This is a genomic window from Pseudomonas sp. DrBHI1, from assembly GCF_002205115.1.
In the GTDB taxonomy this organism is placed as follows: Bacteria; Pseudomonadota; Gammaproteobacteria; order Pseudomonadales; family Pseudomonadaceae; genus Aquipseudomonas; species Aquipseudomonas mosselii.
In genome coordinates this window covers 1-25,066 of the sequence record NZ_NIBE01000061.1, presented here as the reverse complement: position 1 = coordinate 25,066, position 25,066 = coordinate 1, and the positions used below count along the sequence as shown (strand labels likewise).

Here is a 25,066-nt window from a genome sequence, read left to right as displayed (position 1 = left end):
CGATGCCCCAGGTGGATCCCGAGCTGTTCGACCGCGGCCAGTTCCAGGCGGAACTGGCCCTCAAGGCAAGCCCTATCGCCGCTTTCAAGAAAGCCATCCGCATGGCCGGCGAGGTGCTCGACAAGCGTTTCCGTGAAGGCCGCGAGATCCGCCGGCTAATCGAGGATCGTGCCTGGTTCGTCGACAACATCCTGCAACAGGCCTGGCACCAGTTCAGCTGGGGCACGCCGGACGGCATCGCCCTGGTGGCGGTGGGCGGCTATGGCCGCGGCGAGTTGCACCCGTTCTCGGACATCGACCTGCTGATCCTGCTCGACGCCGCCGAGCACGAGCAGTACCGCGACGCCATCGAGCGCTTCCTCACACTGCTGTGGGATATCGGCCTGGAAGTCGGCCAGAGCGTGCGCACCGTCGACGAATGCGCCGAGCAGGCCCGGGCCGACCTCACGGTCATCACCAACCTGATGGAAAGCCGCACCATCGCCGGCCCCGAGTCGCTGCGCCAACGCATGCTCGATGCCACCAGCACCGCGCACATGTGGCCGAGCAAGGAGTTCTTCCTGGCCAAACGCGCCGAGCTCAAGGCCCGCCACCACAAATACAACGACACCGAGTACAACCTCGAGCCCAACGTCAAGGGCGGGCCGGGCGGCCTGCGCGACATTCAAACGGTGCTCTGGGTGGCCCGGCGCCAGTACGGCACCCTGAACCTGCATGCCCTGGCCGGCGAGGATTTCCTGCTGGAGAGCGAGAACGAACTGCTGGCTTCGTCGCAGGCCTTCCTCTGGCGCGTGCGCTATGCCCTGCACATGCTCGCCGGGCGAGCCGAGGACCGCCTGCTGTTCGACCACCAGCGCAGCATCGCCGCGCTGCTGGGCTACACCGACGACAACCCCAAGCGCGCCATCGAACAGTTCATGCAGCAGTACTACCGGGTGGTAATGAGCATCAGCCAGCTGTGCGACCTGATCATCCAGCATTTCGAGGAAGTGATCCTCGCCGATGACGACAGCGGCGCCACCCAGCCGCTGAACGCGCGCTTCCGCCTGCACGACGGCTATATAGAAGCGGTCAACCCGAACGTTTTCCGGCGCACCCCCTTTGCCATGCTGGAGATCTTCGTGCTGATGGCCCAGCACCCCGAGATCAAGGGCGTGCGCGCCGACACCGTGCGCTTGCTGCGCGAGCATCGCCACCTGATCGACGACAAGTTCCGCAACGATATCCGCAACACCAGCCTGTTCATCGAGCTGTTCAAGTGCGAAATCGGCATCCACCGCAACCTGCGGCGGATGAACCGCTACGGCATCCTCGGCCGCTACCTGCCGGAGTTCGGCCTGATCGTCGGGCAGATGCAGCACGACCTGTTCCACATCTACACGGTCGATGCGCACACCCTCAACCTGATCAAGCACTTGCGCAAGCTGCAGTACACCCCGGTTTCCGAGAAATTTCCGCTGGCCAGCAAGCTCATGGGCCGCCTGCCCAAGCCCGAGCTGATCTACCTGGCCGGCCTCTACCACGACATCGGCAAGGGTCGCCAGGGCGATCACTCCGAGCTGGGCGCAGTGGACGCACAGGCCTTCTGCGCGCGCCACCAGCTACCGGCCTGGGACAGCCGGCTGATCGTCTGGCTGGTGCAGAACCACCTGGTGATGTCTACCACTGCGCAACGCAAGGACCTTTCCGACCCTCAGGTGATCAACGACTTCGCCCTGCACGTGGGCGACGAGACGCGCCTGGACTACCTCTACGTGCTGACCGTGGCCGACATCAACGCCACCAACCCCAGCCTGTGGAACTCCTGGCGGGCGAGCCTCTTGCGCCAGCTCTACACCGAGACCAAGCGCGCCTTGCGCCGGGGCCTGGAAAACCCGCTGGACCGCGAGGAGCAGATCCGCCAGACCCAGAGCGCCGCACTCGACATCCTGGTGCGCGAAGGGACCGACCCGGACGACGTCGAACAGCTCTGGTCGCAACTGGGTGACGACTACTTCCTCAAACACACCGCCGCCGACGTGGCCTGGCACAGCGACGCGATCCTCCAGCAGCCGGCCGACGGCGGGCCGCTGGTACTGATCAAGGAAACCACCCAGCGCGAGTTCGAGGGCGGCACGCAGATCTTCATCTATGCCCCCGACCAGCACGATTTCTTCGCCGTGACCGTGGCCGCCATGGCCCAGCTCAACCTGAACATCCACGACGCCCGGATTATCACCTCGAGCAGCCAGTTCACCCTCGACACCTACATTGTGCTCGATAACGACGGCGGCTCGATCGGCGACAATCCGCAGCGGGTCAGGCAGATCCGCGACGGCTTGACCGAAGCGCTTCGCACCCCCGAAGACTACCCGACGATCATCCAGCGCCGGGTGCCGCGCCAGCTCAAGCACTTTGACTTCCCGCCGCAGGTGACCATCCTCAACGACGCCCAACGGCCAGTGACCATCCTCGAGATCACCGCCCCGGACCGCCCCGGCCTGCTGGCACGGATCGGGCGGATCTTCCTGGAGTTCGACATCTCGCTGCAGAACGCCAAGATCGCCACCCTAGGCGAGCGCGTGGAGGACGTGTTCTTCATCACCGACGCCGACAACCAGCCGCTGTCCGACCCGCAGCTGTGCAGCCGCCTGCAGGAGGCCATCGTCCGGCAGCTGCAGGCCGGCCAGGCCAGCGATGCCAGCCCCACCCGCATGACCTTTTGACGATAACGAGACCTTGCGCCAATGAACCCAGCACTGACCCAGCTCCAGCCCTACCCGTTCGAGAAACTGCGTGCCCTGCTGGGGAGCGTGAAACCGGCGGCGGACAAACGCCCGATCGCCCTGTCGATCGGCGAGCCGAAGCACGAATCGCCGGCCTTCGTCGCCAAGGCCATGACCGACAACCTCGACAAGCTGGCGGTCTACCCCAGCACCCTGGGCCTGCCGGCCCTGCGCCAGGCCATCGGCCAGTGGTGCGAGCGGCGCTTCGGCGTGCCGGCCGGCTGGCTGGACGCCGACCGCCATATCCTGCCGGTCAACGGCACCCGTGAGGCGCTGTTCGCCTTCACCCAGGCCGTGGTCGATCGCTCCGCGGACGGCCTGGTGGTCAGCCCCAACCCGTTCTACCAGATCTACGAAGGCGCGGCCCTGCTGGCGGGCGCCACGCCGCACTACCTGCCCTGCCTGGAAAACAACGGTTTCAACCCGGATTTCGACGCCGTGCCGGCCGACGTCTGGAAACGTTGCCAGATCCTGTTCCTGTGCTCCCCGGGCAACCCCACTGGCGCCCTGGTGCCGATGGACACCCTGAAAAAGCTGATCGCCCTGGCCGACGAGCACGACTTCGTGATCGCCGCCGACGAGTGCTACAGCGAGCTGTACTTCGACGAGGAAACGCCACCACCGGGCTTGCTCAGCGCCTGCGCGGCACTGGGCCGAAATGACTTCAAGCGCTGCGTGGTGTTCCATAGCCTGTCCAAGCGCTCCAACTTGCCGGGCTTGCGCTCGGGCTTCGTCGCCGGCGACGCCGAAATCATCAAGCCGTTCCTGCTGTACCGCACCTACCACGGCTGCGCCATGCCGGTGCAGACCCAGCTGGCCAGCATCGCCGCCTGGCAGGACGAGGCCCATGTACGCGAAAACCGCGACCAGTACCGCGCCAAGTACGACGCCGTGCTCGACATCCTGCAGCCGGTGCTCGACGTGCAACGCCCGGACGGCAGTTTCTACCTGTGGGCCAAGGTACCGGGCAGCGATGCCGACTTCACCCGCGACCTGTTCGAGGCCGAGCATGTGACCGTGGTGCCGGGTTCGTACCTGTCCCGCGAAGTAGACGGAGTCAATCCGGGCGCCGGGCGCGTGCGCATGGCCCTGGTCGCGCCGCTGGCCGAATGCATCGAGGCGGCCGAGCGGATTCGCGCGTTCCTGGGCCGCTGATGGCAGGCGCCCCTCCTCACAGGGGGGCGCAATCTCTATCGAGACAAGCATTAAGTACCGCTGGTGCAGAACACTGGCGACCGATAGTTGGCACCTATCAACCCCTGAAGGTGCACAACCATGTCCGATACTCTCGTGGCAAACGCGATCTACCGTCTACGCCAGAAGCTGCATCTGCCCCAGGCGATAAAGCCGCGCAAGAAACGCTCGGTGGCCGATCACTCTGTATTCTGGCGCCCCGGCCAGACACTCAGGATCTCGTTCATCGGCACGCCATGCCCCTGGCTCAAGAAATCGATTTTCGACACCGCGTGCCAATGGCTGAAATATGCCAACCTGAACTTCGAGCTCCTGGACAACGATGTCGACAAAGCCGAGATCCGCATCCAGACCGATGTGCAGGAAGGCGTGAATTTCAGTTTCCTGGGCAACCAGGCCTTGGACGTGGGCGGTGCCACCATGGCATTGGGGGTCAAGCTGTCGGACCCGCTGTTCGAGCCGTTCGTACTGCATGAGTTCGGACACGCATTGGGGATGGAGCATGAGCACCAACACCCAAGGGCCAACATACCCTGGGACCTTGACGCGGTGCGCCAAATGCTGGCCGTGGTCCTGGCCGACGAGGCCAACAACCCGAATGACCTCGACGACCTGATCGAAGAGGACCTTGCCACTCAGTTCCTGCCCTTGCCCGACAACGGCGACCTGCTCATCCTGCCCTATGACAGGCGGTCGATCATGCACTACCCCATCAGGCAGAAACTCACGCGCCACGCGTTCAAGCGCAGCCATAACCTGAAAATCAGCAAAAAGGACAAGCGCTTCATGCGCCTGGTCTATCCGGCTTCATGCCAATAACTAGCGGACCTGCCCGAGGTTGGCCTCGCTCAGGTCCAGCTCGCCTAGCACCTGACGCACCACTTCGTCCCCGACCAGGTGCTGGCGATGCAACTCGTACAACTCCAGCCGCTGCGCACGCAGGGCCCGCAGGCGTAAACGACGTTCGAGCAGATCCATCTGCTCGGCCAACGCCCGGGCCTCGGCACTGTCGTTGTAGCTGTCCAGCTCATCGCGGTATTCGGCCATCAGCCGCGCCTTGAGCTCGGTGGCCAGGGTCGCCTGGGCGGCATCCTGCGGCGCGTTTGCATCGATCACCTCCTCGGCCTCAAGCGCATGGATCGCCGCCTCGGCGGTGCGCCGCCAGGCCTCCTGCACCTCCTGGTGCAAGCGCTCGTCCGGGCTCTTGGTTACCCCGCGCAGCAAGAGAGGCAAGGCAATACAGGCGCTGACCAGCGACAGCAAAATCACTCCGGCGGCGATGAAGATGAGCAGGTCGCGCTCGGGAAACGCCTTGCCCGCGCCGATCAGCAGCGGCACCGACATCACGCCCGCCAGGGTCACAGCACCACGTACGCCGCCCAGGGTCAGCAACCAGCAGGAGCGCGCGGTCGGCATCAGCACCAGCGCAGGCTTGCCGCGCCAGCGTCTGACCACGCCGATAGCCCGCCAGATGCTCTGCACCCAGATGAACCGCAACAGCACCAGCGCAGCGAAGATCGCCACCACATCCAGGCAGCGCCAGGCCAGGGTCGTCCAGGCTGCGGCTTCGTCGGTCACCACTGCCTTGATGATGTCCGGCAATTGCAGCCCCAGCAGCAGGAAGATCAGGCCGTTGAAGGCAAACTCCAGCAGCGACCAGACGCTGCGATTGAGCAGGCGCGTGCTGGTCTGCCGGGGCAGCAGGTCCAGCCAGCTCTGCATCATCCCGGCAGCCACCGCCGAGAGAATGCCGGATACGCCGAGCCGTTCAGCCAGTACGTAGGCGGCAAAGGGCAGCAGCAGCATGAATACCACGTGAGTCGCCGGGTCGTCCCAGCCGCGGGTGATCATCCACATACGCAGGCGCCCAACCAGCCAGCTCAGCGCCACCCCCACCGCCAGGCCGCCGAGGGCGACCAGGATGAAGGTCAGGCTGGCCTCGGTCAACGAGAACACTCCGGTGATCGCCGCCACCAGGGCGAACTTGAAGGTCACCAGGCCCGAAGCGTCATTCATCAGCGCCTCGCCCTGAAGCATGTGCATCAGCGGTGTCGGCAGGCGGTCCTGGGTGATGGCCGAGACGGCCACGGCGTCGGTGGGCGACAGCACCGCCGCCAGGGCGAAGGCCACCGCCAGCGGAATGCTCGGCAACAGCCAGTGGATGAAGTAGCCGGCGCCGACCACGGTGAACAGCACCAGCCCCACCGCCAGCGCCACCACAGGCCCGCGGATACGCCACAGTTCGCGCTTGGGCATGCGCCAGCCGTCGGCGAACAGCAGCGGCGGCAGGAACAGGAAAAGGAACAGCTCCGGGTCCAGCGCCACGTGCAGGCCCAGGGTCGGCCAGGCCAGCAAGGCGCCGGCGCCAATCTGCACCAGCGGCAGGGGCAGTGGCAGCACCCGCCCGACCAGTTTCGACACGCTCACCAGCATCAGCAGGATTAGAACGGTATAGGCTGACTGCATCGGCAAGCTTCCTGTTTGATCGGAGAAACCACAGCGAGGCGAAACATCGCCATTGAAACAATATGTTAGCGGGGACTCGCTATCGTGGACCGCTGCACGATAGTCGCAGCCTGGCCGGGAATGTGTAACACAATGCTACGCGAGAAGCGGTGAAACACATCGGCGACGCCTTCCAGCCCGCAGCCGTGGCGCCAGCCCCATCGATACCGCATAATCGGCCCACCCAATCTTCAAGGAGCATCGGGGACGCCCAGCCCGACCAGGCGGCCCCAGGCATTCAATGGCTTACACTCTCTACGGCATCAAAGCCTGCGACACCATGAAAAAGGCCCGCACCTGGCTTGAAGACAAGGCCATCGGCTACGACTTCCACGACTACAAGACCCAGGGCATCGACCGCGACAGCTTGAACCGCTGGTGCGACGAACATGGCTGGGAAGTCGTGCTGAACCGCGCCGGGACCACCTTCCGCAAGCTCGACGACGCCAGCAAGGCCGACCTCGACCAGGCCAAGGCCGTCGAACTGATGCTCGCCCAACCGTCGATGATCAAACGCCCGGTGCTCGACCTCGGCGAGCGTACCCTGGTCGGCTTCAAGCCTGACCTGTACGCCGCGGCGCTGGCCTGATCCCGCATTACGCTCCATCCCCTTTTCGTACGAGGTAATCGCATGTCTCAATCGCTGTTCAGCCTGGCCTTCGGTGTCGGCACCCAGAACCGCCAGGGCACCTGGCTGGAAGTCTTCTACGCACAACCCGTGCTCAAGCCATCCGCCGAGCTGGTCGCAGCCGTCGCACCAGTGCTGGGCTACGAAGGGGGCAACCAGGCCATCGCCTTCACCACCGCCCAGGCCGCCCAACTGGCCGACGCACTCAAGGGCGTCGATGCCGCCCAGGCCGCCCTGCTGACCCGCCTGGCCGAAAGCCACAAGCCGCTGGTCGCCACCCTGCTGGCCGAAGACGGCGCGCTGACCTCCACCCCAGAGGCCTACCTCAAGCTGCACCTGCTGTCGCACCGCCTGGTCAAGCCGCACGGCGTGTCGCTGGCCGGCATCTTCCCGCTGCTGCCGAACGTCGCCTGGACCAACCAAGGCGCGGTCGACCTGGCCGAGCTGACCGAGTTACAACTGGAAGCGCGCCTGAAAGGCGAACTGCTGGAAGTGTTCTCGGTGGACAAGTTCCCGAAGATGACCGACTACGTCGTGCCGGCCGGCGTGCGTATCGCCGACACCGCCCGCGTGCGCCTGGGCGCCTACATCGGCGAAGGCACCACCATCATGCACGAAGGTTTCGTCAACTTTAACGCCGGCACCGAAGGCCCGGGCATGATCGAAGGCCGCGTCTCCGCCGGCGTATTCGTCGGCAAGGGTTCGGACCTGGGCGGCGGCTGCTCGACCATGGGCACCCTGTCCGGTGGCGGCAACATCGTCATCAAGGTCGGCGAAGGCTGCCTGATTGGCGCCAACGCCGGCATCGGCATCCCGCTGGGCGACCGCAACACCGTCGAGGCCGGCCTGTACATCACCGCCGGGACCAAGGTGAACCTGCTGGACGAGAACAACCAGCTGGTCAAGGTGGTCAAGGCCCGCGACCTGGCCGGCCAGACCGACCTGCTGTTCCGTCGCAACTCGCTCAATGGCGCGGTGGAGTGCAAGACTCACAAGTCGGCCATCGAGCTGAACGAGGCGCTGCACGCGCACAACTGAGAACCCGCCTGGGTTTGAAGTGATAAGATCGGGTCTGCTCCCAGGTTTTGCCTGTGGGCAGACCCGATTTTTCTTTCCAGGCCCCGCTAACATGTTCCAGCCCTCCCCCTGGCGTGCCGATTTCCCCGCCATCGGCGCCCTGCAACGGCAGCACCAGACCTACCTGGACAGCGCCGCCACCACCCAGAAGCCCCAGGCTCTGCTGGATGCCCTGGGTCATTACTATGGCCATGGCGCCGCCAACGTGCACCGCGCCCAGCACCTGCCCGGCGCCCTGGCCACCCAAGCCTTCGAGGGCACTCGCGACAAGCTCGCTGCCTGGCTCAATGCCGCCGACGCGCGGCAGATCGTCTTCACCCATGGTGCTACCTCGGCCCTGAACTTGCTGGCCTATGGCCTGGAGCACCGCTTCGAGGCCGGTGACGAGATTGTCGTCAGCGCGTTGGAACACCACGCCAATCTCCTGCCCTGGCAACAGTTGGCCCACCGACGTCAGCTGCGCCTGGTAGTACTGCCGGTGAACGATCTGGGGCAGGTAGATCTGGAACAAGCGCTGCAACTGATCGGCCCGCGCACCCGCGTGCTGGCGATCAGCCAACTGTCCAATGTGCTGGGGACCTGGCAGCCTCTGGCGCCGTTGCTGGCCCATGCCCGCGCCCAGGGCGTGCTGAGCGTGGTCGATGGCGCCCAGGGCGTGGTCCACGGGCGCCACGATGTGCAGCAGCTGGACTGCGACTTCTATGTGTTCTCCAGCCACAAGCTGTACGGCCCGGATGGCGTCGGCGTGCTGTACGGTCGCCAGCAGGCGCTGGCACTGCTGCGCCACTGGCAGTACGGCGGCGAGATGGTGCAGTTGGCGGACTACCAGGAGGCCAGCTTCCGCCCGGCACCGCTGGGATTCGAGGCCGGCACGCCGCCGATCGCCGGTGTCATTGGCCTGGGCGCCACCCTGGACTACCTGGCCAGCCTTGATGCCAATGCCGTGGCCGCCCATGAGGCCACCTTGCACCAGCACCTGGTGCGCGGCCTGGCCGATCGCGAGGGGGTTCGCCTGCTTGGCTCACCGCAAGCGGCGCTCGCCAGCTTCGTCATTGACGGGGTGCACAACGCCGATATTGCCCATCTGCTGACCGAACAGGGCATCGCCGTGCGCGCCGGGCATCATTGCGCCATGCCGCTGCTCAGGCATCTGGGCCTGGACGGCGCGATCCGCGTGTCGCTGGGGCTTTACAGCGACAGCGACGACCTGCAACGGTTCTTCGACGCACTCGATCAGGGCCTGGAGCTGCTGCGATGAGCCTGTCGGCCGAGGCCAGCCAGGCGCTGGAGAGCTTCGAGCAAGCGCGCGGTTGGGAGCAGCGGGCGCGGTTGCTGATGCAATGGGGTGATCGGCTGGAGCCGCTGGACGACAGCGAGAAGATCGAGGCCAACCGAGTGCATGGCTGCGAGAGCCTGGTGTGGCTGGTGGCCCAACAAGAAAAGGGTCAGTGGCATTTCAAAGCCGCTAGTGATGCACGGCTGTTGCGCGGCTTGCTGGCACTGCTGCTGGTGCGGGTGCAGGGCTTGGCGAGCGATCGATTGGCAGCGCTCGACCTGAGCGCCTGGTTTACCCAGTTGGGGCTTGAGCGGCAGTTGTCTCCGTCGCGCAGCAATGGGCTGCATGCGGTGTTGCTGAAGATGGCCGAACTCGCTACCCAAGCCTGAATCGCTGTTGGATTCATCGCGGGGCAAGCCCGCGATAACCTATTCGGCCTTGATCCGCTCAGAAGGCCGCCGCGCCCCGGCCACCAGCTTCTCCACGGCCTTGCTCGCCGCGACCATGCCGAAGGTCGCGGTCACCATCATCACCGCGCCGAATCCACCGGCGCAGTCCAGGCGCACGCCTTCACCGACAAAGCTCTTCTGCAGGCACACGCTGCCGTCGCCCTTGGGGTAGCGCAGCTGTTCGCTGGAAAACACGCACGGCACGCCATAGTTACGGCTGGTGTTGCGCGAGAAATTGTAGTCCCGGCGTAGGGTCGAGCGCACCCGTGAAGCCAACGGGTCGTTGAAGGTCTTGTTGAGGTCGCCGATCTGGATCTGGGTCGGATCGATCTGCCCGCCGGCGCCACCGGTGGTGACGATGGCGATCTTGCGGCGGCGGCACCAGGCGATCAGCGCCGCCTTGGCCATCACGCTGTCGATGCAGTCGATCACGCAGTCCATCTGCTCGGTGATGTGCTCGGCCATGGTCTCGCGGGTGACGAAATCGGCCACCGCGTGCACTGCGCAGGCCGGGTTGATCGCCCGCAGGCGCTCGGCCATCACCTCGACCTTGGCCCGGCCGACCTGGCCTTCGAGGGCGTGAGCCTGGCGGTTGGTGTTGCTCACGCAGACATCGTCCAGATCGAACAGGCTGATCTCGCCCACGCCGCTGCGGGCAAGCGCTTCGGCCGCCCACGAACCGACGCCGCCAATGCCGACGATGGCCACATGGGCCTGGCGCAAGCGTTGCAAGCCGTCGTCGCCGTAGAGCCGGGCGACGCCGGCAAAGCGTGGATCTTCTGTGCTCATGCTGATACCCCGAAAAAACCGGCGCGCATTATAGGCCAAGCCATGGGGTCGCGGGCAAAGCGCACCACCCGATCATGCCGCCAGGGCATGCCAGAGCGGCCACGGGTTGGAAAAAGTCCTACCAAGCCTGCTTTAATGTCCTATCAAGTAACTATATCTGGACGACAGGCAGGCGGACTGAGAACTACATCCCCTGCCGATAATCCAACGGGTTACCTTCCTCGGAATCCGTGGCCCCACGCCCCAGCGGCTAAGCCTCGCGCCCCTCTTCGGAACCTCGAACACCTATGCCATCACGCAAATTCGGTCTCAACCTGGTAGTGGTCCTGGCCATCGCCGCGCTGTTCACCGGGTTCTGGGCCTTGATCAACCGCCCGGTATCCGCCCCCGCCTGGCCGGAACAGATTTCCGGTTTTTCCTACTCGCCCTTCCGTCTCGGCCAAAGCCCACAGAAGGGCCAGTACCCCAGCGAGGATGAGATCCGCCAGGACCTTGAGCAACTGAACAAGCTGACCGACAACATCCGCATCTACACCGTCGAAGGTACCCAGGCCGAGGTGCCGCGCCTGGCCGAGGAGCTTGGCCTGCGCATCACCCTGGGGATCTGGATCAGCAACGACCAGGAACGCAACGAGCGGGAGATCGAAAAGGCCATCGGCCTGGCCAACACTTCGCGCAGCGTGGTGCGGGTGGTCGTCGGCAACGAGGCGTTGTTCCGCGAGGAAGTTAGCGCCGAGCAGTTGATCGGCTACCTCGACCGGGTCCGTGCCGCGGTCAAGGTGCCGGTGACCACCAGTGAGCAGTGGCACATCTGGAAGGAGCACCCGGAGCTGGCAAAACACGTCGACCTGATCGCCGCGCACATCCTGCCCTACTGGGAGTTCGTGCCCATGAAGGACTCGGTGCAGTTCGTCCTCGACCGCGCCCGCGAGTTGCGCAAGCAATTCCCACGCAAGCCGCTGCTGCTCTCGGAGGTCGGCTGGCCGAGCAACGGCCGCATGCGTGGCGGCGCCGACGCCACCCAGGCCGACCAGGCCATCTACCTGCGCACCCTGGTCAACACCCTCAACCGCCGCGGCTACAACTACTTCGTCATCGAGGCCTACGACCAGCCTTGGAAGGCCAGCGACGAAGGCTCGGTGGGCGCCTATTGGGGCGTGTACAACGCCGAGCGCCAGCAGAAATTCAACTTTGAAGGCCCGATCGTGGCGATCCCGCAATGGCGCGCCCTGGCCGTGGCCTCGGTGGTGCTGGCGATGATCGCCCTGGCCATCCTGCTGATCGACGGCTCGGCCCTGCGCCAGCGCGGGCGTACCTTCCTCACCTTCATCACCTTCCTGTGCGGGTCGGTGCTGGTGTGGATCGCCTACGACTACAGCCAGCAGTACAGCACCTGGTTCAGCCTGACGGTCGGTGTACTGCTGGCGCTGGGCGCCCTCGGGGTGTTCATCGTGCTGCTGACCGAGGCCCACGAACTGGCCGAGGCAGTGTGGATCCACAAGCGCCGCCGTGAGTTCCTGCCCGTGCAGGGCGACAGCGCCTATCGCCCGAAGGTCTCGGTGCACGTGCCGTGCTACAACGAGCCGCCGGAGATGGTGAAGCAGACCCTGGATGCCCTCGCCGCGCTGGACTACCCGGACTACGAAGTGCTGGTGATCGACAACAACACCAAGGACCCAGCCGTGTGGGAACCGCTCAAGGCCCACTGCGAGAAGCTCGGCGAGCGCTTCAGGTTCTTCCACGTCGCGCCGCTGGCCGGCTTCAAGGGCGGCGCGCTGAACTACCTGATCCCGCACACGGCCAAGGACGCCGAGGTGATCGCGGTGATCGACTCCGACTACTGTGTCGACCGCAATTGGCTCAAGCACATGGTGCCGCACTTCGCCGACCCGAAGATCGCCGTGGTGCAATCGCCCCAGGACTACCGCGACCAACACGAGAGCGCGTTCAAGAAGCTGTGCTACAGCGAATACAAGGGCTTCTTCCATATCGGCATGGTCACCCGCAACGACCGTGACGCGATCATCCAGCACGGCACCATGACCATGACCAGGCGCAGCGTGCTCGATGAACTGGGCTGGGCCGAGTGGTGCATCTGCGAGGATGCCGAGCTTGGCCTGCGCGTGTTCGAGAAGGGTCTGTCGGCGGCCTACGCCCACAACAGCTACGGCAAGGGCCTGATGCCCGACACCTTCATCGACTTCAAGAAGCAGCGCTTCCGCTGGGCCTACGGCGCCATCCAGATCATCAAGCACCACGCCGGCGCCCTGCTGCGTGGCAAGGGCAGCGAGCTGACCCGTGGCCAGCGCTACCACTTCCTGGCCGGCTGGCTGCCTTGGATTGCCGATGGCATGAACATTTTCTTCACCGTCGGCGCGCTGCTGTGGTCGGCGGCGATGATCATCGTGCCGCACCGGGTCGACCCGCCGCTGATGATGTTCGCCATTCCGCCGCTGGCGCTGTTCTTCTTCAAGGTCGGCAAGATCGTCTTCCTCTACCGCCGCGCGGTAGGCGTCAACCTGAAGGATGCCTTCGCCGCCGCGCTGGCGGGGCTGGCGCTGTCGCACACCATCGCCAAGGCGGTGCTGTACGGGTTCTTCACCAGCAGCATGCCGTTCTTCCGCACGCCAAAGAATGCCGACAGCCACGGTGTGCTGGTGGCGATCTCCGAGGCCCGCGAAGAACTGTTCATCATGTTGTTGCTGTGGGGTGCTGCACTGGGGATCTACCTGGTACAGGGGCTGCCGAGTTCGGACATGCGCTTCTGGGTAGCGATGCTGCTGGTGCAGTCGTTGCCATACCTGGCGGCGCTGGTGATGGCGTTGCTGTCGTCGTTGCCCAAGCCCTCCGAAAAGGTTGCAGAGCCACAACAGGCTTGAGATCGCCGGGGGCGCGTTGCGCCCCTTTCGCGACACAAGGCCGCTCCCACAGGATTACCGCAGCCCAGAAGGCCTGTGCAACTCCTGCGGGAGCGGCCTTGTGTCGCGAAAGGGCCGCACAGCGGCCCCATCGGCCCGTCAGTTTGATATAAGATAACGCCCCTCAGTTTCCCGCCTTGCCATGCCCCGGAGTCCCTCAATGACGGCCCCAGCCGAGCTCTCGCCTACCCTGCAACTGGCCTGCGACCTGATCCGTCGCCCCTCGGTCACCCCGGTCGATGCCGACTGCCAGACCCAGATGATGAACCGCCTGGGCGCCGTCGGCTTCCAGCTCGAGCCAATGCGTATCGAGGACGTCGACAATTTCTGGGCCACCCATGGCACCCAGGATGGCCCGGTGCTGTGCTTCGCCGGCCACACCGACGTGGTCCCCACCGGCCCGGTGCAGCAGTGGCAGCATGAGCCGTTCGAGGCGCTGATCGATGCCGACGGCATGCTCTGCGGCCGTGGCGCCGCCGACATGAAGGGCAGCCTGGCATCCATGGTGGTGGCCAGCGAGCGCTTCGTGCACGACTACCCGAACCACCGCGGCAAGGTCGCCTTCCTGATCACCAGCGACGAGGAAGGCCCGGCCCACCATGGCACCAAGGCCGTGGTCGAGCGCCTCAAGGCACGCAACGAACGCCTGGACTGGTGCATCGTCGGCGAGCCGTCCAGCACCACCCTGCTCGGTGACGTGGTCAAGAACGGCCGTCGCGGCTCGCTTGGCGCCAAGCTGACCGTGCGCGGCAAGCAAGGCCACGTGGCCTATCCGCATCTGGCGCGCAACCCGATCCACCTGGCCGCGCCGGCCCTGGCGGAACTTGCCGCCGAGCACTGGGACGAAGGCAACGCGTTCTTCCCGCCGACCAGCTTCCAGATCTCCAACCTCAACTCCGGCACCGGCGCCACCAACGTGGTCCCGGGCGAGCTGACCGCGCTGTTCAACTTCCGCTTCTCCACAGAATCGACGGTCGAGGGCCTGCAGCAGCGCGTCGCGGCGATCCTCGACAGGCATCAGCTGGAATGGAGCATCGACTGGGCGCTGTCGGGCCTGCCGTTCCTCACAGAGCCGGGCGATCTGCTCGATGCGGTGTCGTCGAGCATCAAGGCGGTCACCGGTCGCGAGACCCGTCCGTCGACCAGCGGCGGCACTTCCGACGGCCGCTTCATCGCCACCATGGGCACCCAGGTGGTCGAGCTCGGTCCGGTCAACGCCACCATCCACCAGGTGGACGAACGCATCCTGGCCAGCGACCTCGACCTGCTGACCGAAATCTACTACCAGACCCTGGTGCGGTTGCTCGCCTGATGCTCGCCTGCCCACTCTGCCAGGCACCCCTGGCGCGACTCGACAATGGCGTGGCCTGCCCCGCCGGCCACCGTTTCGACCGCGCCCGCCAGGGCTACCTGAACCTGCTGCCGGTGCAGCACAAGAACAGCCGCGATCCGGGCGATAACCAGGCCATGGTCGAAGCCCGCCGCGATTTCCTCGACGCCGGCCACTATGCGCCGGTGGCCCGGCGCCTGGCGCAACTGGCCGCCGAGCGCCAGCCCCAGGCCTGGCTGGACATCGGCTGCGGCGAAGGCTACTACACCGCGCAGATCGCCCAGGCCTTGCCGGCGGCCGACGGCTACGCCCTGGATATCTCCCGCGAGGCGGTCAAGCGCGCCTGCCGCCGCGCCCCCGAGGTGACCTGGATGGTCGCCAGCATGGCCCGCGTGCCCATGGCCGATGCCAGCTGCGGTTTCATCGCCAGCGTGTTCAGCCCGCTCGACTGGCAGGAGGCCAAGCGCCTGCTGGCACCCGGCGGCGGCCTGATGCGGGTCGGCCCAACCAGCGGCCACCTGATGGAACTGCGCGAGGTGCTCTACGATGAAGTGCGCCCTTACGCCGACGACAAGCACCTGGCCCTGGTCCCCGAAGGCATGGCCCACGCCCACGGCGAGATTCTCGAGTTCCGCCTGACCCTGGCCGACGCCAAGGCCCGCGCCGACCTGCTGGCCATGACCCCGCACGGCTGGCGCGCCAGCGCCGAGAAGCGCGCGCGGGTGATCGACCAGCCCGAACCCTTCGAGGTCACCGTTTCCATGCGTTATGACTATTTCGTGCGCCAAGACTGAGCACACTGGAGCCCCCCATGCGTCAACCCGATATCGAGATCTACCTCAAGGACGACGACGTCGACCACAAGCAGATCGCCGACTGGCTCACCCAGGCCCTGGGGCCGTGCAGCGAATGGAAGCAGAAGGGCCAGACCTTCAAGTGCACGGCCGGTAACATTCCGGTCACTTGGTTACCGAAGGCTGTGGGAAAATGGAACAGCCTGTACCTAGAAAGCGACCAGACCCCGTGGGCCGACGACATCGCCTGCGCCCGGGCGGCATTCGCCGCGCTCAACGTCGAAGTGCGTTGCGCGCCAGGCAGCTGGACGGAGGAAGACGGGGAAGAAGATGCAGACCGTTGGATCCGCATCAGCGCCGACGGTGAACAGGAAATCACCTGGCGCACTCACTGAAGGCGTTCGCATCAGGCTGCAAGTTCCACGGTCAACTTGCAGCTTGAGCGTTAAGCCTCGAGGCTCAGAGCCCTACCACGTCCTCGGCCTGCAGGCCTTTCTGGCCTTGCACGAGGGCGTACTCGACCTGCTGCCCTTCGACCAGGGTGCGATGCCCCTCACCGCGGATAGCCCGATAGTGGACGAACACGTCCGCACCACCTTCGCGCTGAATGAAGCCATAACCCTTGGCATCGTTGAACCACTTCACATTCCCAGTCTCACGAGACGACATCTGAACTACTCCGGATTTTTATTTTGAAGATCGCCTTGCTGGCGCGGGTTCACCATCCGCGCCGACGCAGCTTGCACAAATATCCTGCAAGCGGCAGGCCGAGTATATGACAGGGAACAAAAAAAATTCATGACAGGGTCATTTTTGGCCGAATTTTGCTGAACTTACGCAGATACGGCAGACTAACGGGCTGTAAAACACGAAAACTTTCACCCAGGGCCCCACCCCATGACCCGTTCTCCCCTGCGCCGCCTCATCTTCGGCGCCCTGCGTCGCGTTCTCTACCTGTGGGTGCGCTCCGAAACCATCAACCAATCCTCGCTGACGCTCAAGCTCGACCGTAGCCGACCGGTGTTCTACGCCCTCTCCTCGCCGTCGCTCACCGACCTGGCCGTGATCGACCACGAGTGCACCAAGGCGGGGCTGCCACGCCCAGTGCTGCCGGTGGCTGTCGGCCCATTGCAGGAGCCTGCGGCGTTCTTCTACCTGACCCCCGAGCCTGACTGGCTCGGCCGCCAGGACAAACGCGGCGCGCCACCGACGCTGGAGCGCCTGGTTGCGGCGATCAGCCAGCACGCCGAGGAAGACGCGCAAATCATTCCGGTCAGCGTGTTCTGGGGCCAGACCCCCGCCAGCGAGTCGAGTCCGTGGAAGCTGCTGTTCGCCGACAGCTGGGCCGTCACCGGCCGCCTGCGCCGCCTGCTCAGCGTGCTGATCCTGGGGCGCAAGACCCGGGTGCAGTTCTCCGCGCCGATCCACCTGCGCGAACTGGTGCAGCACAACAAGGGCCACGAGCGCACCGTGCGCATGGCCCAGCGCATGATGCGCGTGCATTTCCGCAACCTGAAGACCGCGGTGATCGGCCCCGACATCTCGCACCGACGCAACCTGGTCAAGGGCCTGGTGCACGACCCGCTGGTGCGCCAGGCCATCAGCGACGAGGCCGACCGCGAGAAGATCCCCTACGCCAAGGCCGAGGCCAAGGCGCTGCACTACGGCAACGAGATCGCCTCGGACTACACCTACACCGCCATCCGCTTCCTCGAAGTGGTGCTCAGCTGGTTCTGGAACAAGATCTACGACGGCATCAAGGTCAACCACATTGAGCAGGTGCAGGGCATCGCCCCCGGTCACGAGGTGATCTACGTGCCCTGCCACCGCAGCCACATCGACTACCTGCTGCTGTCCTACCTGCTGTTCCGAAATGGCCTGACGCCGCCGCACATCGCCGCCGGCATCAACCTCAACATGCCGGTGATCGGCGGCCTGCTGCGCCGCGGCGGCGCCTTCTTCATGCGCCGCACGTTCAAGGGCAACCCGCTGTACACCGCGGTGTTCAACGAGTACCTGCACACCCTGTTCACCAAGGGTTTCCCGGTGGAGTACTTCGTCGAGGGCGGCCGTTCGCGCACCGGGCGCATGCTGCAGCCGCGCACCGGCATGCTGGCGATCACCCTGCGCAGCTTCCTGCGCTCCTCGCGCACGCCGATCGTCTTCGTCCCGGTGTACATCGGCTACGAGCGGGTGCTCGAAGGCCGCACCTACCTGGGCGAACTGCGCGGCGCCAGCAAGAAGAAAGAATCGATCTTCGACATCTTCAAGGTCATCGGCGCGCTCAAGCAGCGCTTCGGCCAGGTCTACGTCAACTTCGGCGAGCCGATCCGCCTCAATAGCTTCCTCGACGAACAGCAGCCCGGCTGGCGCGATCAGCCGCTCGGCCCGCAGTTCCGACCGGCCTGGCTCAACGACACCACCACCCGCCTGGGTGAGACCGTCGCCCGTCACCTGAACGAAGCTGCGGCGATCAACCCGGTCAACCTGGTGGCTCTGGCCCTGCTGTCGACCAGCCGCCTGGCCCTGGACGAGCGCGCCCTGACCCGCGTGCTCGACCTGTACCTGACCCTGCTGCGCCAGGTGCCCTACTCGCCGCACACCACCCTGCCAGAAGGTGACGGCAAGGCGCTGATCGACCACGTGCTGGGCATGGACCTGCTGGCCGAGCAGAAGGATGCGCTGGGCCGGATCCTCTACCTGGACGAAGCCAACGCGGTGCTGATGACCTACTACCGCAATAACGTGCTGCACATCTTCGCCCTACCGGGGCTGCTGGCGAGCTTCTTCCTCAGCAGCTCGCGCATGAGCCGCGACCTGCTGGGCCAGTACGTGCGAGCGTTGTATCCGTACCTGCAGGCCGAGCTGTTCCTGCGCTGGACGCCCGAGCAACTGGACGAGGTGATCGACCAATGGCTGACAGCGCTGGTCGAGCAGGGGCTGCTACGCCGGGAGCAGGACATCTACATGCGCCCGGCCCCCAGCTCGCGGCAGTTCGTCCTGCTGACGCTGCTGGCGCGCACCATCACCCAGACCCTGCAGCGCTTCTACATGGCCACCTCGTTGCTGCTCAACAGCGGCCAGCACACGCTGAGTGCCGAGGAGCTGGAGGAGCTGTGTGTGATGATGGCCCAGCGCCTGTCGATCCTGCATGGCCTGAACGCCCCGGAGTTCTTCGACAAGACCCTGTTCCGCCACTTCATCCAGACCCTGGTGCGCGAAGGCGTGCTGCAGCCGGACACCGATGGCAAGCTGGGCTACCACGACAAGCTCGCCGAGCTGGCCGAAGGCGTGGCCAAGCGGGTACTGTCGGCGGAGCTGCGCCTGTCGATCCGCCAGGTAGCCTTGCACCGCGATGAAACACCGGAACCTGTGGCGGTTGAGTGAACTGGCCCGATCCCGGTCTACCCGATACGCTGAACCTGCTCCATTCTGCCCATAAGGAAATCCCCATGATTCGCTCCTCCTTGCGCTTCACCACCCTGTGCGCCGGCCTGCTGCTGTCGGCCAGCGCCCTGGCCCTGTCGCTGGGCGACCTGTCCCAGAGCGACGCCTCCGGCGGCCTGAAGGACGCCCTCACCCAAGGCGCGCAGATCGCCGTCAAGCAATTGAGCACCCCCGGCGGTTTCAGCAACAACCCCGACGTGCGCATCGAGCTGCCGGGCAACCTCGGCAAGGCCGCCAAGGCCATGAAGATGTTCGGCAAGGGTGAACAGGTCGAAGCCCTGGAGACCAGCATGAACAAGGCCGCCGAGGCCGCTGTGCCGCAAGCCCAGGCGATCCTGGTGGACGCGGTGAAGAAGATGACCGTGACCGATGCCAAAGGCATCCTCAGCGGCGGCCAGGACTCGGCCACCCAGTACCTGAACAAGAGCAGCCGCGAGCAGATCCGCGCCAAGTTCCTGCCGATCGTCAAGCAGGCCACCGACAAGGTCGGCCTGGCCCAGCAGTACAACAACTTCGCCGGGCAGGCCGCAGGCCTGGGCGTGGTCGACGCCAAGAGCGCCAACATCGAGAACTACGTGACCGAGAAGGCGCTGGACGGTCTGTTCGAGATGATCGCCAAGCAGGAAGAGAGCATTCGCCAGAACCCGGCCGGTGCCGCGACCAGCCTGGCCAAGAAGGTGTTCGGCGCACTCTGAGGCGTCGGTTCCGATCGCGGGTCAAGCCCGCTCCCACCGTGGGAGCGGGCTTGACCCGCGATGTTGTCAGTCCTTCCTGACCCTGAACCACGCCGCATACAACGCCGGCAGGAACAACAGGGTCAACACCGTGGCGACGATCAACCCACCCATGATCGCCACCGCCATCGGCCCGTAGAACACGCTCCTCGACAGCGGAATCATCGCCAGCACCGCCGCCAGCGCGGTCAGCACGATCGGCCGGAAGCGCCGCACAGTGGCCTCGATGATCGCCTGCCAACGCGCCATCCCGGCGGCGATATCCTGTTCAATCTGATCTACCAGGATCACCGAGTTACGCATGATCATCCCCGCCAGGGCGATGGTCCCGAGCATGGCGACGAAGCCGAACGGCTGGCGGAACACCAGCAGGAACAGGGTCACGCCGATCAGCCCCAGGGGCGCGGTGAGGAACACCATGAACATCCGCGAGAAACTGCGCAGCTGGATCATCAGCAGGCTCAGCACCACCACGATGAACAAGGGCATGCCGGCGTTCACCGAGCGCTGGCCACGCTCGGAGTCCTCCACTGTGCCGCCCACTTCCAGCAGGTAGCCATCGGGCAACTCGTCCTTGATCTGGGCCAGGGTCGGCTGGATCTGCTTGACCAGGGTCGCCGGCTGCTCCTTGTCGTAGATATCGGCGCGCACGGTGACAGTGGGCAAGCGGTTACGGTGCCAGATGATGCCTTCCTCGAAGCCGTATTCCAGGGTCGCCACCTGCGACAGGGCCACGCTCTGGCGGTTGTCGGTGGGTACCGCCAGGCTGCCCAGGTTACCCAACTCGCGCCGCTCCTCCGGGGTGCCGCGCAGGAGGATCTCGATCAGCTCGTTGTCCTCGCGGTACTGGCTGACGTTGCTGCCAGTCAGCGAGCTCTGCAGGAAGCTCGACAGGTGCGCGGTGCTCACTCCCAGCGCCCGGGCACGGTCCTGGTCGATATCCAGGTACACCGCCTTGCTCGGCTCTTCCCAGTCCAGGTGCACGTTGACCACATGGGGGTTCTCGCGCACCTTGGCCGCCACCTCGCGAGCCAGGGCGCGGACCTTCTCGATGTGCTCGCCGGTGACGCGGAACTGCACCGGATAGCCCACGGGCGGGCCGTTCTCCAGGCGCGTGACCCGCGAGCGCAGGTCCGGGAACTGCTGCTCGAGGGTGCCGATCAGCCAGCTGCGCAGACGCTCACGGTCCTCCAGCGACTTGGCCAACACCACGAACTGGGCAAAGCTCGCCGCCGGCAGTTGCTGGTCCAGCGGCAGGTAGAAGCGCGGCGAGCCAGTGCCGACGTAGGCGACATAGTTGGCGATGCCGTCCTGCTGCTTGAGCAGCGCCTCCAGCTGCTTGACCCGTTCGGCGGTGTTGTTCAGCGAAGCGCCTTCGGCCAGTTTCAGGTCGACCATCAGCTCCGGCCGGCCGGAGGCCGGGAAGAATTGCTGCGGCACAAAACGGAACAGCAGGATGCTGCCGACGAACGCGGCGATGGTCAGCACGATCACCGTCTTGCGCCGCCGCACGCACCACTCCACCACCCGCCTGACGCGCTGGTAGAACGGCGTGGCATAGGGGTCGGGGGCATGCCCGTCGGCGCCATGGCGGGCCGCGTGAAGCTTGGCCAGGTCCGGCAACAGGCGCTCGCCCAGGTAAGGCACGAACACCACCGCGGCGACCCAGGAGGTCAGCAGGGCAATGGTCACCACCTGGAAGATCGAGCGGGTGTACTCCCCCGTGCTCGAAGCCGCCGTGGCGATCGGCAGGAAACCGGCGGCGGTGATCAGGGTGCCGGTGAGCATCGGGAACGCGGTACTGGTCCAGGCGTAGCTCGCCGCCTTGAGCCGGTCGTAGCCCTGCTCCATCTTGATCGCCATCATCTCCACCGCGATGATCGCGTCGTCCACCAGCAGCCCCAGGGCCAGTACCAGCGCCCCCAGCGAGATCTTGTGCAGGCCGATGCCAAAGTAGTGCATGGCGGCGAAAGTCATGGCCAGTACCAGTGGGATCGCCAGCGCCACTACCAGGCCGGTACGCAGGCCCAGGGAGAAGAAGCTCACCAGCAGGACAATCGCCAGTGCCTCGATCAGCACCTGCACGAACTCGCCGACCCCGGCCTTCACCGCCGCCGGCTGGTCGGACACCTTGCGCAGCTCCATGCCCGCCGGCAGGCTCTGCGCCAGGCGGGCGAACTCGGCTTCCAGGGCCTTGCCGAGCACCAGGATGTCACCGCCGTTCTTCATCGACACCGCCAGGCCGATGGCATCCTCGCCCATGAAGCGCATGCGCGGCGCGGGTGGGTCGTTGAAACCGCGCTGCACGTCGGCGACATCGCTGATGCGGAAGGTGCGGTCACCGACGCGGATGGGGAACTGGCGAATCTGCTCGACGCTGTCGAAGCGCCCGCTGACCCGCAGTTGCAGGCGCTCGCTTGCGGTTTCGAAGAAGCCCGCTGTACTTACCGCGTTCTGCTCGCGCAGCGCCTGCTGCACGGCGGCCAACGGCACGCCCAGGGTGGCCAGCTTGACGTTGGACAGTTCGATCCAGACCTTCTCGTCCTGCAGGCCGATCAACTCGACCTTGCCCACGTCCTTGACCCGCTGCAATTGGATCTGGATACGGTCGGCGTAGTCCTTGAGCACGGCATAGTCGAAGCCGGCGCCGGTCAGGGCATAGATGTTGCCGAAGGTGGTGCCGAACTCGTCGTTGAAGAACGGCCCCTGCGCCTCGGGCGGCAGGGTGTGCTTGATGTCCGCGACTTTCTTGCGGATCTGGTACCACAGCTCGGGAATATCCGCGGAATGCATCGAGTCACGGGCCATGAAGGTGACCTGGGACTCACCGGGCCGCGAGAACGAGACGATCCGCTCGTACTCGCCGGTCTCCATCAGCTTCTTCTCGATGCGCTCGGTGACCTGGCGCGACACTTCCTCGGCGGTCGCCCCGGGCCACAGGGTGCGGATGACCATGGCCTTGAAGGTGAAGGGTGGATCTTCGCTCTGCCCCAGCTTGGTGTAAGACATGGCGCCGATCGCCGCCAGCAGGATCATCACGAACAACACGATCTGGCGATTGCGCAGCGCCCAGGCGGAAAGGTTGAAACCCATCGGGACTTACTCCTTGGCCGCCAGGTTCACTTCACGATTGCTGCGGTCCACAGGCCGCACCTGTTGCCCTTCGCGCAGAACATGACCGCCCGCGGCGACCACCCAGTCGCCGGGCTGCAGTCCTTCGAGCACCGGCACGCTGTCGGCGCCATAGGCGCCCAGGCGCACCTGCGCACGCTCCAGGCGATTATCCTTGCCGACCCGCCAGACATAGGCCTGCCCGGCCTCTGCGGTCACCGCCGAGAGCGGCACCGCCAGTGGCGAGCGTTCGGCATGATCGATGAACACCCGGGCGCTCTGGCCGAGCTCGGCCGGCGTGGCATTGGAGGTGAAGGCGATGCGTGCGGCAAAGGTCCGCGAACGTGGGTCCGCCGCCGGAGAGAGCTCGCGAATCAGTCCCTCGAAACGCCGGTCAGGATGCGACCACAGTTCCACGCTCACCGCCTGGCCGACGGCAAAGCGGGCGAACTGCTGCTCGGGCAAGCCGATGGCCACTTCGCGCTCACCGTCGGCGGCGAGGGTGAACACGGTCTGCCCGGCGGCCACTACCTGGCCCACCTCGACCTGGCGCTTGGCAATCACCCCGGCCTGGGGCGCGCGCAGCACCGCGTACTCGGCCTGGTTGCCGGCCACTTCGAACTCGGCCTTGGCCTGCTTCAGCCGCGCCTGGCCGGCACGGTAGAGGTTCTCGGCGTTGTCGAACTGGGAGCGGCTGACCATCTGCCGGCCCAGTAGCTTCTGGTAGCGGTCGCGCTCGGCGCGCACCAGCGCCAGGTTGGCCTCGGCCGCCGCCAGCTGGGCGCGGTTGGCCTCCAGTTGCAGGCGCACGTCCTGGGGATCGAGTTCGGCCAGCGGCTGCTCGGCCTTGACCCGCTGCCCCTCTTCCACCAAGCGCTTGCTGACCTTGCCGCCAATGCGAAACGCCAGTTCGGGTTCAAAGCGCGCGCGCACCTCGCCTGGATAGCTGTCGGCCGAGGCCTGCGCGGGGTGCGGCTGGACCACCAGCGCCGGGCGCGGCGCGACAGGTGAAGCGGCCTCCTGGCCGCAAGCGGAGAGCAGAAGCACGGCGGCTGCCGGCAGAGCGAGGGACAACGCACGACGCAACATGATGAATGACCTTTGGCAGAGGGCGCATCGAATATTTATACTGGCGAGTATATTAAGTCAGCGAACCTGGCCGGGGAAGCGGGCGCGTTAGAGAAAATCCATAATAGTGTTGCGACGGATGCTGCAGCCGACACCTTCTCGACCCGGTAAGATGTGCCTCTTTCACATTGAATGCGGTCCCTCATGTCCAACGACGCACCCATCGGCCCAGGCCGGCCCAAGGACCTGGCCAAGCGCGAGGCCATTCTCGAAGCCGCCAAGCACCTGTTCCTCAGCCTTGGCTATGCCAACACCAGCATGGATGCGGTCGCGGCGGCGGCAGGTGTTTCCAAACTCACCGTCTACAGCCATTTCACCGACAAGCAGACGCTGTTCGGCGCGGCGGTCATGGCCACCTGCCAGAACCAGTTGCCTGACTTGATGTTCGAGTATCCGGAAGGGGTGGCGGTGGAGGATGTGCTGCTGAACATTGCCCGGGGGTTCCAGGCGCTCATCAGCAGTGACGAGGCGGTCAAGCTGAGTCGCCTGATCTTTGCCCTCGGCAGCCAGGATCCGGGGTTTGGGCAGTATTTCTACGAGGCGGGGCCGAAGCGGGTGATGGCCGGGATGGCGGCGCTGCTGCACTGTGTCGACCAGCAGGGGTTGCTGCGGATCGACAACCCATTGCGGGCGGCGGAGCATTTCTTCTGCCTGGTGAAGGGGGCGCCGGATTATCGGTTGTTGCTGGGGTGCGCGCAGGCGCTGAGTGGGGATGAGGCTGAGGCGCATGTGAGGGAGGCTGTTGGGGTTTTTGTTCGGGCTTTTCGGGGGTAGTTCGGGTTCGGGTTCGGGGTGATTGTTTTGATTTTTTTATGCGCATTCGTAGAAGATAAGGAAGTGTCAGATTTTTTGTGTGCGGGCCGGTAACGGCCTGCCGTCAGGCAGGCCCTGACTTTCACCAGGTCGGCCTGATGAACCGAT

The 25,066-nt window shown here is 65.3% G+C and carries 19 protein-coding genes; 14 read left to right on the top strand and 5 right to left on the bottom strand.

Annotated features, from left to right (window positions below):
* The first annotated feature begins 2 nt into the window (after positions 1 to 2).
* The 3 genes from CC207_RS13610 (at position 3) to CC207_RS13600 (ending at position 4,778) form a co-directional block, all read left to right on the top strand.
* Positions 3 to 2,705, top strand: coding sequence for a [protein-PII] uridylyltransferase (locus CC207_RS13610; RefSeq protein ID WP_028690680.1), 2,703 nt, complete (start codon positions 3 to 5; stop codon positions 2,703 to 2,705).
* A 21-nt stretch (positions 2,706 to 2,726) separates the two neighbouring features.
* Positions 2,727 to 3,920: a succinyldiaminopimelate transaminase gene (gene dapC / locus CC207_RS13605; protein WP_028690681.1), complete on the top strand. Its 1,194-nt coding sequence runs from the start codon at positions 2,727 to 2,729 to the stop codon at positions 3,918 to 3,920.
* 120 nt (positions 3,921 to 4,040) lie between these two features.
* Positions 4,041 to 4,778, top strand: coding sequence for a hypothetical protein (locus CC207_RS13600; protein WP_051555671.1), 738 nt, complete (start codon positions 4,041 to 4,043; stop codon positions 4,776 to 4,778).
* On the opposite strand, the gene CC207_RS13595 is transcribed toward CC207_RS13600, so the two are convergent.
* Positions 4,779 to 6,425, bottom strand: a complete 1,647-nt coding sequence (locus CC207_RS13595; RefSeq protein WP_028690682.1) for a Na+/H+ antiporter — start codon at positions 6,423 to 6,425, stop codon at positions 4,779 to 4,781. It lies immediately after the preceding gene.
* A 280-nt stretch (positions 6,426 to 6,705) separates the two neighbouring features.
* Here CC207_RS13595 and CC207_RS13590 point away from each other — a divergent pair, with 280 nt between their 5' ends.
* The 4 genes from CC207_RS13590 (at position 6,706) to CC207_RS13575 (ending at position 9,834) form a co-directional block, all read left to right on the top strand.
* Positions 6,706 to 7,053, top strand: coding sequence for an ArsC family reductase (locus CC207_RS13590; protein ID WP_028690683.1), 348 nt, complete (start codon positions 6,706 to 6,708; stop codon positions 7,051 to 7,053).
* Positions 7,054 to 7,095: 42 nt separating this feature from the next.
* The gene (gene dapD, locus CC207_RS13585; RefSeq protein WP_088852255.1) at positions 7,096 to 8,130 is read left to right on the top strand and encodes a 2,3,4,5-tetrahydropyridine-2,6-dicarboxylate N-succinyltransferase; all 1,035 of its coding nucleotides are present in this window, start codon (positions 7,096 to 7,098) and stop codon (positions 8,128 to 8,130) included.
* A 91-nt stretch (positions 8,131 to 8,221) separates the two neighbouring features.
* Positions 8,222 to 9,427, top strand: coding sequence for a cysteine desulfurase (locus tag CC207_RS13580; protein WP_028690685.1), 1,206 nt, complete (start codon positions 8,222 to 8,224; stop codon positions 9,425 to 9,427).
* Complete coding sequence (locus CC207_RS13575; protein ID WP_062361399.1) at positions 9,424 to 9,834, top strand: SufE family protein; 411 nt, start codon at positions 9,424 to 9,426, stop codon at positions 9,832 to 9,834. Before CC207_RS13580 ends, CC207_RS13575 begins: the two co-directional genes overlap by 4 nt.
* A 39-nt stretch (positions 9,835 to 9,873) precedes the next feature.
* Here CC207_RS13575 and tcdA read toward each other — a convergent pair whose 3' ends face one another.
* Positions 9,874 to 10,683, bottom strand: a complete 810-nt coding sequence (gene tcdA, locus CC207_RS13570) for a tRNA cyclic N6-threonylcarbamoyladenosine(37) synthase TcdA (RefSeq protein ID WP_036986092.1) — start codon at positions 10,681 to 10,683, stop codon at positions 9,874 to 9,876.
* A 287-nt stretch (positions 10,684 to 10,970) separates the two neighbouring features.
* Between tcdA and CC207_RS13565 the strand changes: the two genes are divergently transcribed.
* The 4 genes from CC207_RS13565 (at position 10,971) to CC207_RS13550 (ending at position 16,120) form a co-directional block, all read left to right on the top strand.
* Complete coding sequence (locus CC207_RS13565; RefSeq protein WP_028690688.1) at positions 10,971 to 13,562, top strand: glycosyltransferase; 2,592 nt, start codon at positions 10,971 to 10,973, stop codon at positions 13,560 to 13,562.
* A gap of 199 nt (positions 13,563 to 13,761) precedes the next feature.
* Positions 13,762 to 14,913, top strand: a complete 1,152-nt coding sequence (gene dapE / locus CC207_RS13560; RefSeq protein WP_028690689.1) for a succinyl-diaminopimelate desuccinylase — start codon at positions 13,762 to 13,764, stop codon at positions 14,911 to 14,913.
* Entirely contained in the window at positions 14,913 to 15,725 is an 813-nt protein-coding gene (locus CC207_RS13555) for a putative RNA methyltransferase (RefSeq protein WP_028690690.1), read from the top strand. Before dapE ends, CC207_RS13555 begins: the two co-directional genes overlap by 1 nt.
* Positions 15,726 to 15,742: 17 nt before the next feature.
* Positions 15,743 to 16,120 carry a hypothetical protein gene (locus tag CC207_RS13550; protein WP_028690691.1) on the top strand — a complete coding sequence of 126 codons (378 nt, stop codon included), beginning with the start codon at positions 15,743 to 15,745 and terminating at the stop codon, positions 16,118 to 16,120.
* Between the two features lie 64 nt (positions 16,121 to 16,184).
* On the opposite strand, the gene CC207_RS13545 is transcribed toward CC207_RS13550, so the two are convergent.
* Positions 16,185 to 16,394: a cold-shock protein gene (locus tag CC207_RS13545; protein ID WP_011535295.1), complete on the bottom strand. Its 210-nt coding sequence runs from the start codon at positions 16,392 to 16,394 to the stop codon at positions 16,185 to 16,187.
* Between the two features lie 228 nt (positions 16,395 to 16,622).
* Here CC207_RS13545 and plsB point away from each other — a divergent pair, with 228 nt between their 5' ends.
* Complete coding sequence (gene plsB / locus CC207_RS13540; RefSeq protein ID WP_028690692.1) at positions 16,623 to 19,112, top strand: glycerol-3-phosphate 1-O-acyltransferase PlsB; 2,490 nt, start codon at positions 16,623 to 16,625, stop codon at positions 19,110 to 19,112.
* 65 nt (positions 19,113 to 19,177) lie between these two features.
* Complete coding sequence (locus CC207_RS13535) at positions 19,178 to 19,867, top strand: DUF4197 domain-containing protein (protein WP_028690693.1); 690 nt, start codon at positions 19,178 to 19,180, stop codon at positions 19,865 to 19,867.
* A 66-nt stretch (positions 19,868 to 19,933) separates the two neighbouring features.
* On the opposite strand, the gene CC207_RS13530 is transcribed toward CC207_RS13535, so the two are convergent.
* Positions 19,934 to 22,999 carry an efflux RND transporter permease subunit gene (locus CC207_RS13530; protein ID WP_088852254.1) on the bottom strand — a complete coding sequence of 1,022 codons (3,066 nt, stop codon included), beginning with the start codon at positions 22,997 to 22,999 and terminating at the stop codon, positions 19,934 to 19,936.
* Between the two features lie 6 nt (positions 23,000 to 23,005).
* On the bottom strand, positions 23,006 to 24,106 hold the full coding sequence (locus CC207_RS13525) for an efflux RND transporter periplasmic adaptor subunit (protein WP_062361406.1): 1,101 nt from the start codon (positions 24,104 to 24,106) through the stop codon (positions 23,006 to 23,008).
* A 171-nt stretch (positions 24,107 to 24,277) separates the two neighbouring features.
* Here CC207_RS13525 and CC207_RS13520 point away from each other — a divergent pair, with 171 nt between their 5' ends.
* Positions 24,278 to 24,919, top strand: coding sequence for a TetR/AcrR family transcriptional regulator (locus tag CC207_RS13520; protein ID WP_028690696.1), 642 nt, complete (start codon positions 24,278 to 24,280; stop codon positions 24,917 to 24,919).
* Positions 24,920 to 25,066: the final 147 nt, after the last annotated feature.

Coding starts and splice junctions, on each gene's coding strand:
- CC207_RS13575 (WP_062361399.1), top strand. CDS start 9,424: ATGAGCCTGTCGGCCGAGGCCAGCCAGGCGCTGGAGAGCTTCGAGCAA.
- CC207_RS13525 (WP_062361406.1), bottom strand. CDS start 24,106: ATGTTGCGTCGTGCGTTGTCCCTCGCTCTGCCGGCAGCCGCCGTGCTT.
- CC207_RS13550 (WP_028690691.1), top strand. CDS start 15,743: ATGCGTCAACCCGATATCGAGATCTACCTCAAGGACGACGACGTCGAC.
- CC207_RS13520 (WP_028690696.1), top strand. CDS start 24,278: ATGCGGTCCCTCATGTCCAACGACGCACCCATCGGCCCAGGCCGGCCC.
- CC207_RS13600 (WP_051555671.1), top strand. CDS start 4,041: ATGTCCGATACTCTCGTGGCAAACGCGATCTACCGTCTACGCCAGAAG.
- dapC (WP_028690681.1), top strand. CDS start 2,727: ATGAACCCAGCACTGACCCAGCTCCAGCCCTACCCGTTCGAGAAACTG.
- CC207_RS13590 (WP_028690683.1), top strand. CDS start 6,706: ATGGCTTACACTCTCTACGGCATCAAAGCCTGCGACACCATGAAAAAG.
- CC207_RS13565 (WP_028690688.1), top strand. CDS start 10,971: ATGCCATCACGCAAATTCGGTCTCAACCTGGTAGTGGTCCTGGCCATC.
- CC207_RS13595 (WP_028690682.1), bottom strand. CDS start 6,425: ATGCAGTCAGCCTATACCGTTCTAATCCTGCTGATGCTGGTGAGCGTG.
- CC207_RS13545 (WP_011535295.1), bottom strand. CDS start 16,394: ATGTCGTCTCGTGAGACTGGGAATGTGAAGTGGTTCAACGATGCCAAG.
- plsB (WP_028690692.1), top strand. CDS start 16,623: ATGACCCGTTCTCCCCTGCGCCGCCTCATCTTCGGCGCCCTGCGTCGC.
- CC207_RS13535 (WP_028690693.1), top strand. CDS start 19,178: ATGATTCGCTCCTCCTTGCGCTTCACCACCCTGTGCGCCGGCCTGCTG.
- tcdA (WP_036986092.1), bottom strand. CDS start 10,683: ATGAGCACAGAAGATCCACGCTTTGCCGGCGTCGCCCGGCTCTACGGC.
- CC207_RS13530 (WP_088852254.1), bottom strand. CDS start 22,999: ATGGGTTTCAACCTTTCCGCCTGGGCGCTGCGCAATCGCCAGATCGTG.
- dapD (WP_088852255.1), top strand. CDS start 7,096: ATGTCTCAATCGCTGTTCAGCCTGGCCTTCGGTGTCGGCACCCAGAAC.
- dapE (WP_028690689.1), top strand. CDS start 13,762: ATGACGGCCCCAGCCGAGCTCTCGCCTACCCTGCAACTGGCCTGCGAC.
- CC207_RS13610 (WP_028690680.1), top strand. CDS start 3: ATGCCCCAGGTGGATCCCGAGCTGTTCGACCGCGGCCAGTTCCAGGCG.
- CC207_RS13555 (WP_028690690.1), top strand. CDS start 14,913: ATGCTCGCCTGCCCACTCTGCCAGGCACCCCTGGCGCGACTCGACAAT.
- CC207_RS13580 (WP_028690685.1), top strand. CDS start 8,222: ATGTTCCAGCCCTCCCCCTGGCGTGCCGATTTCCCCGCCATCGGCGCC.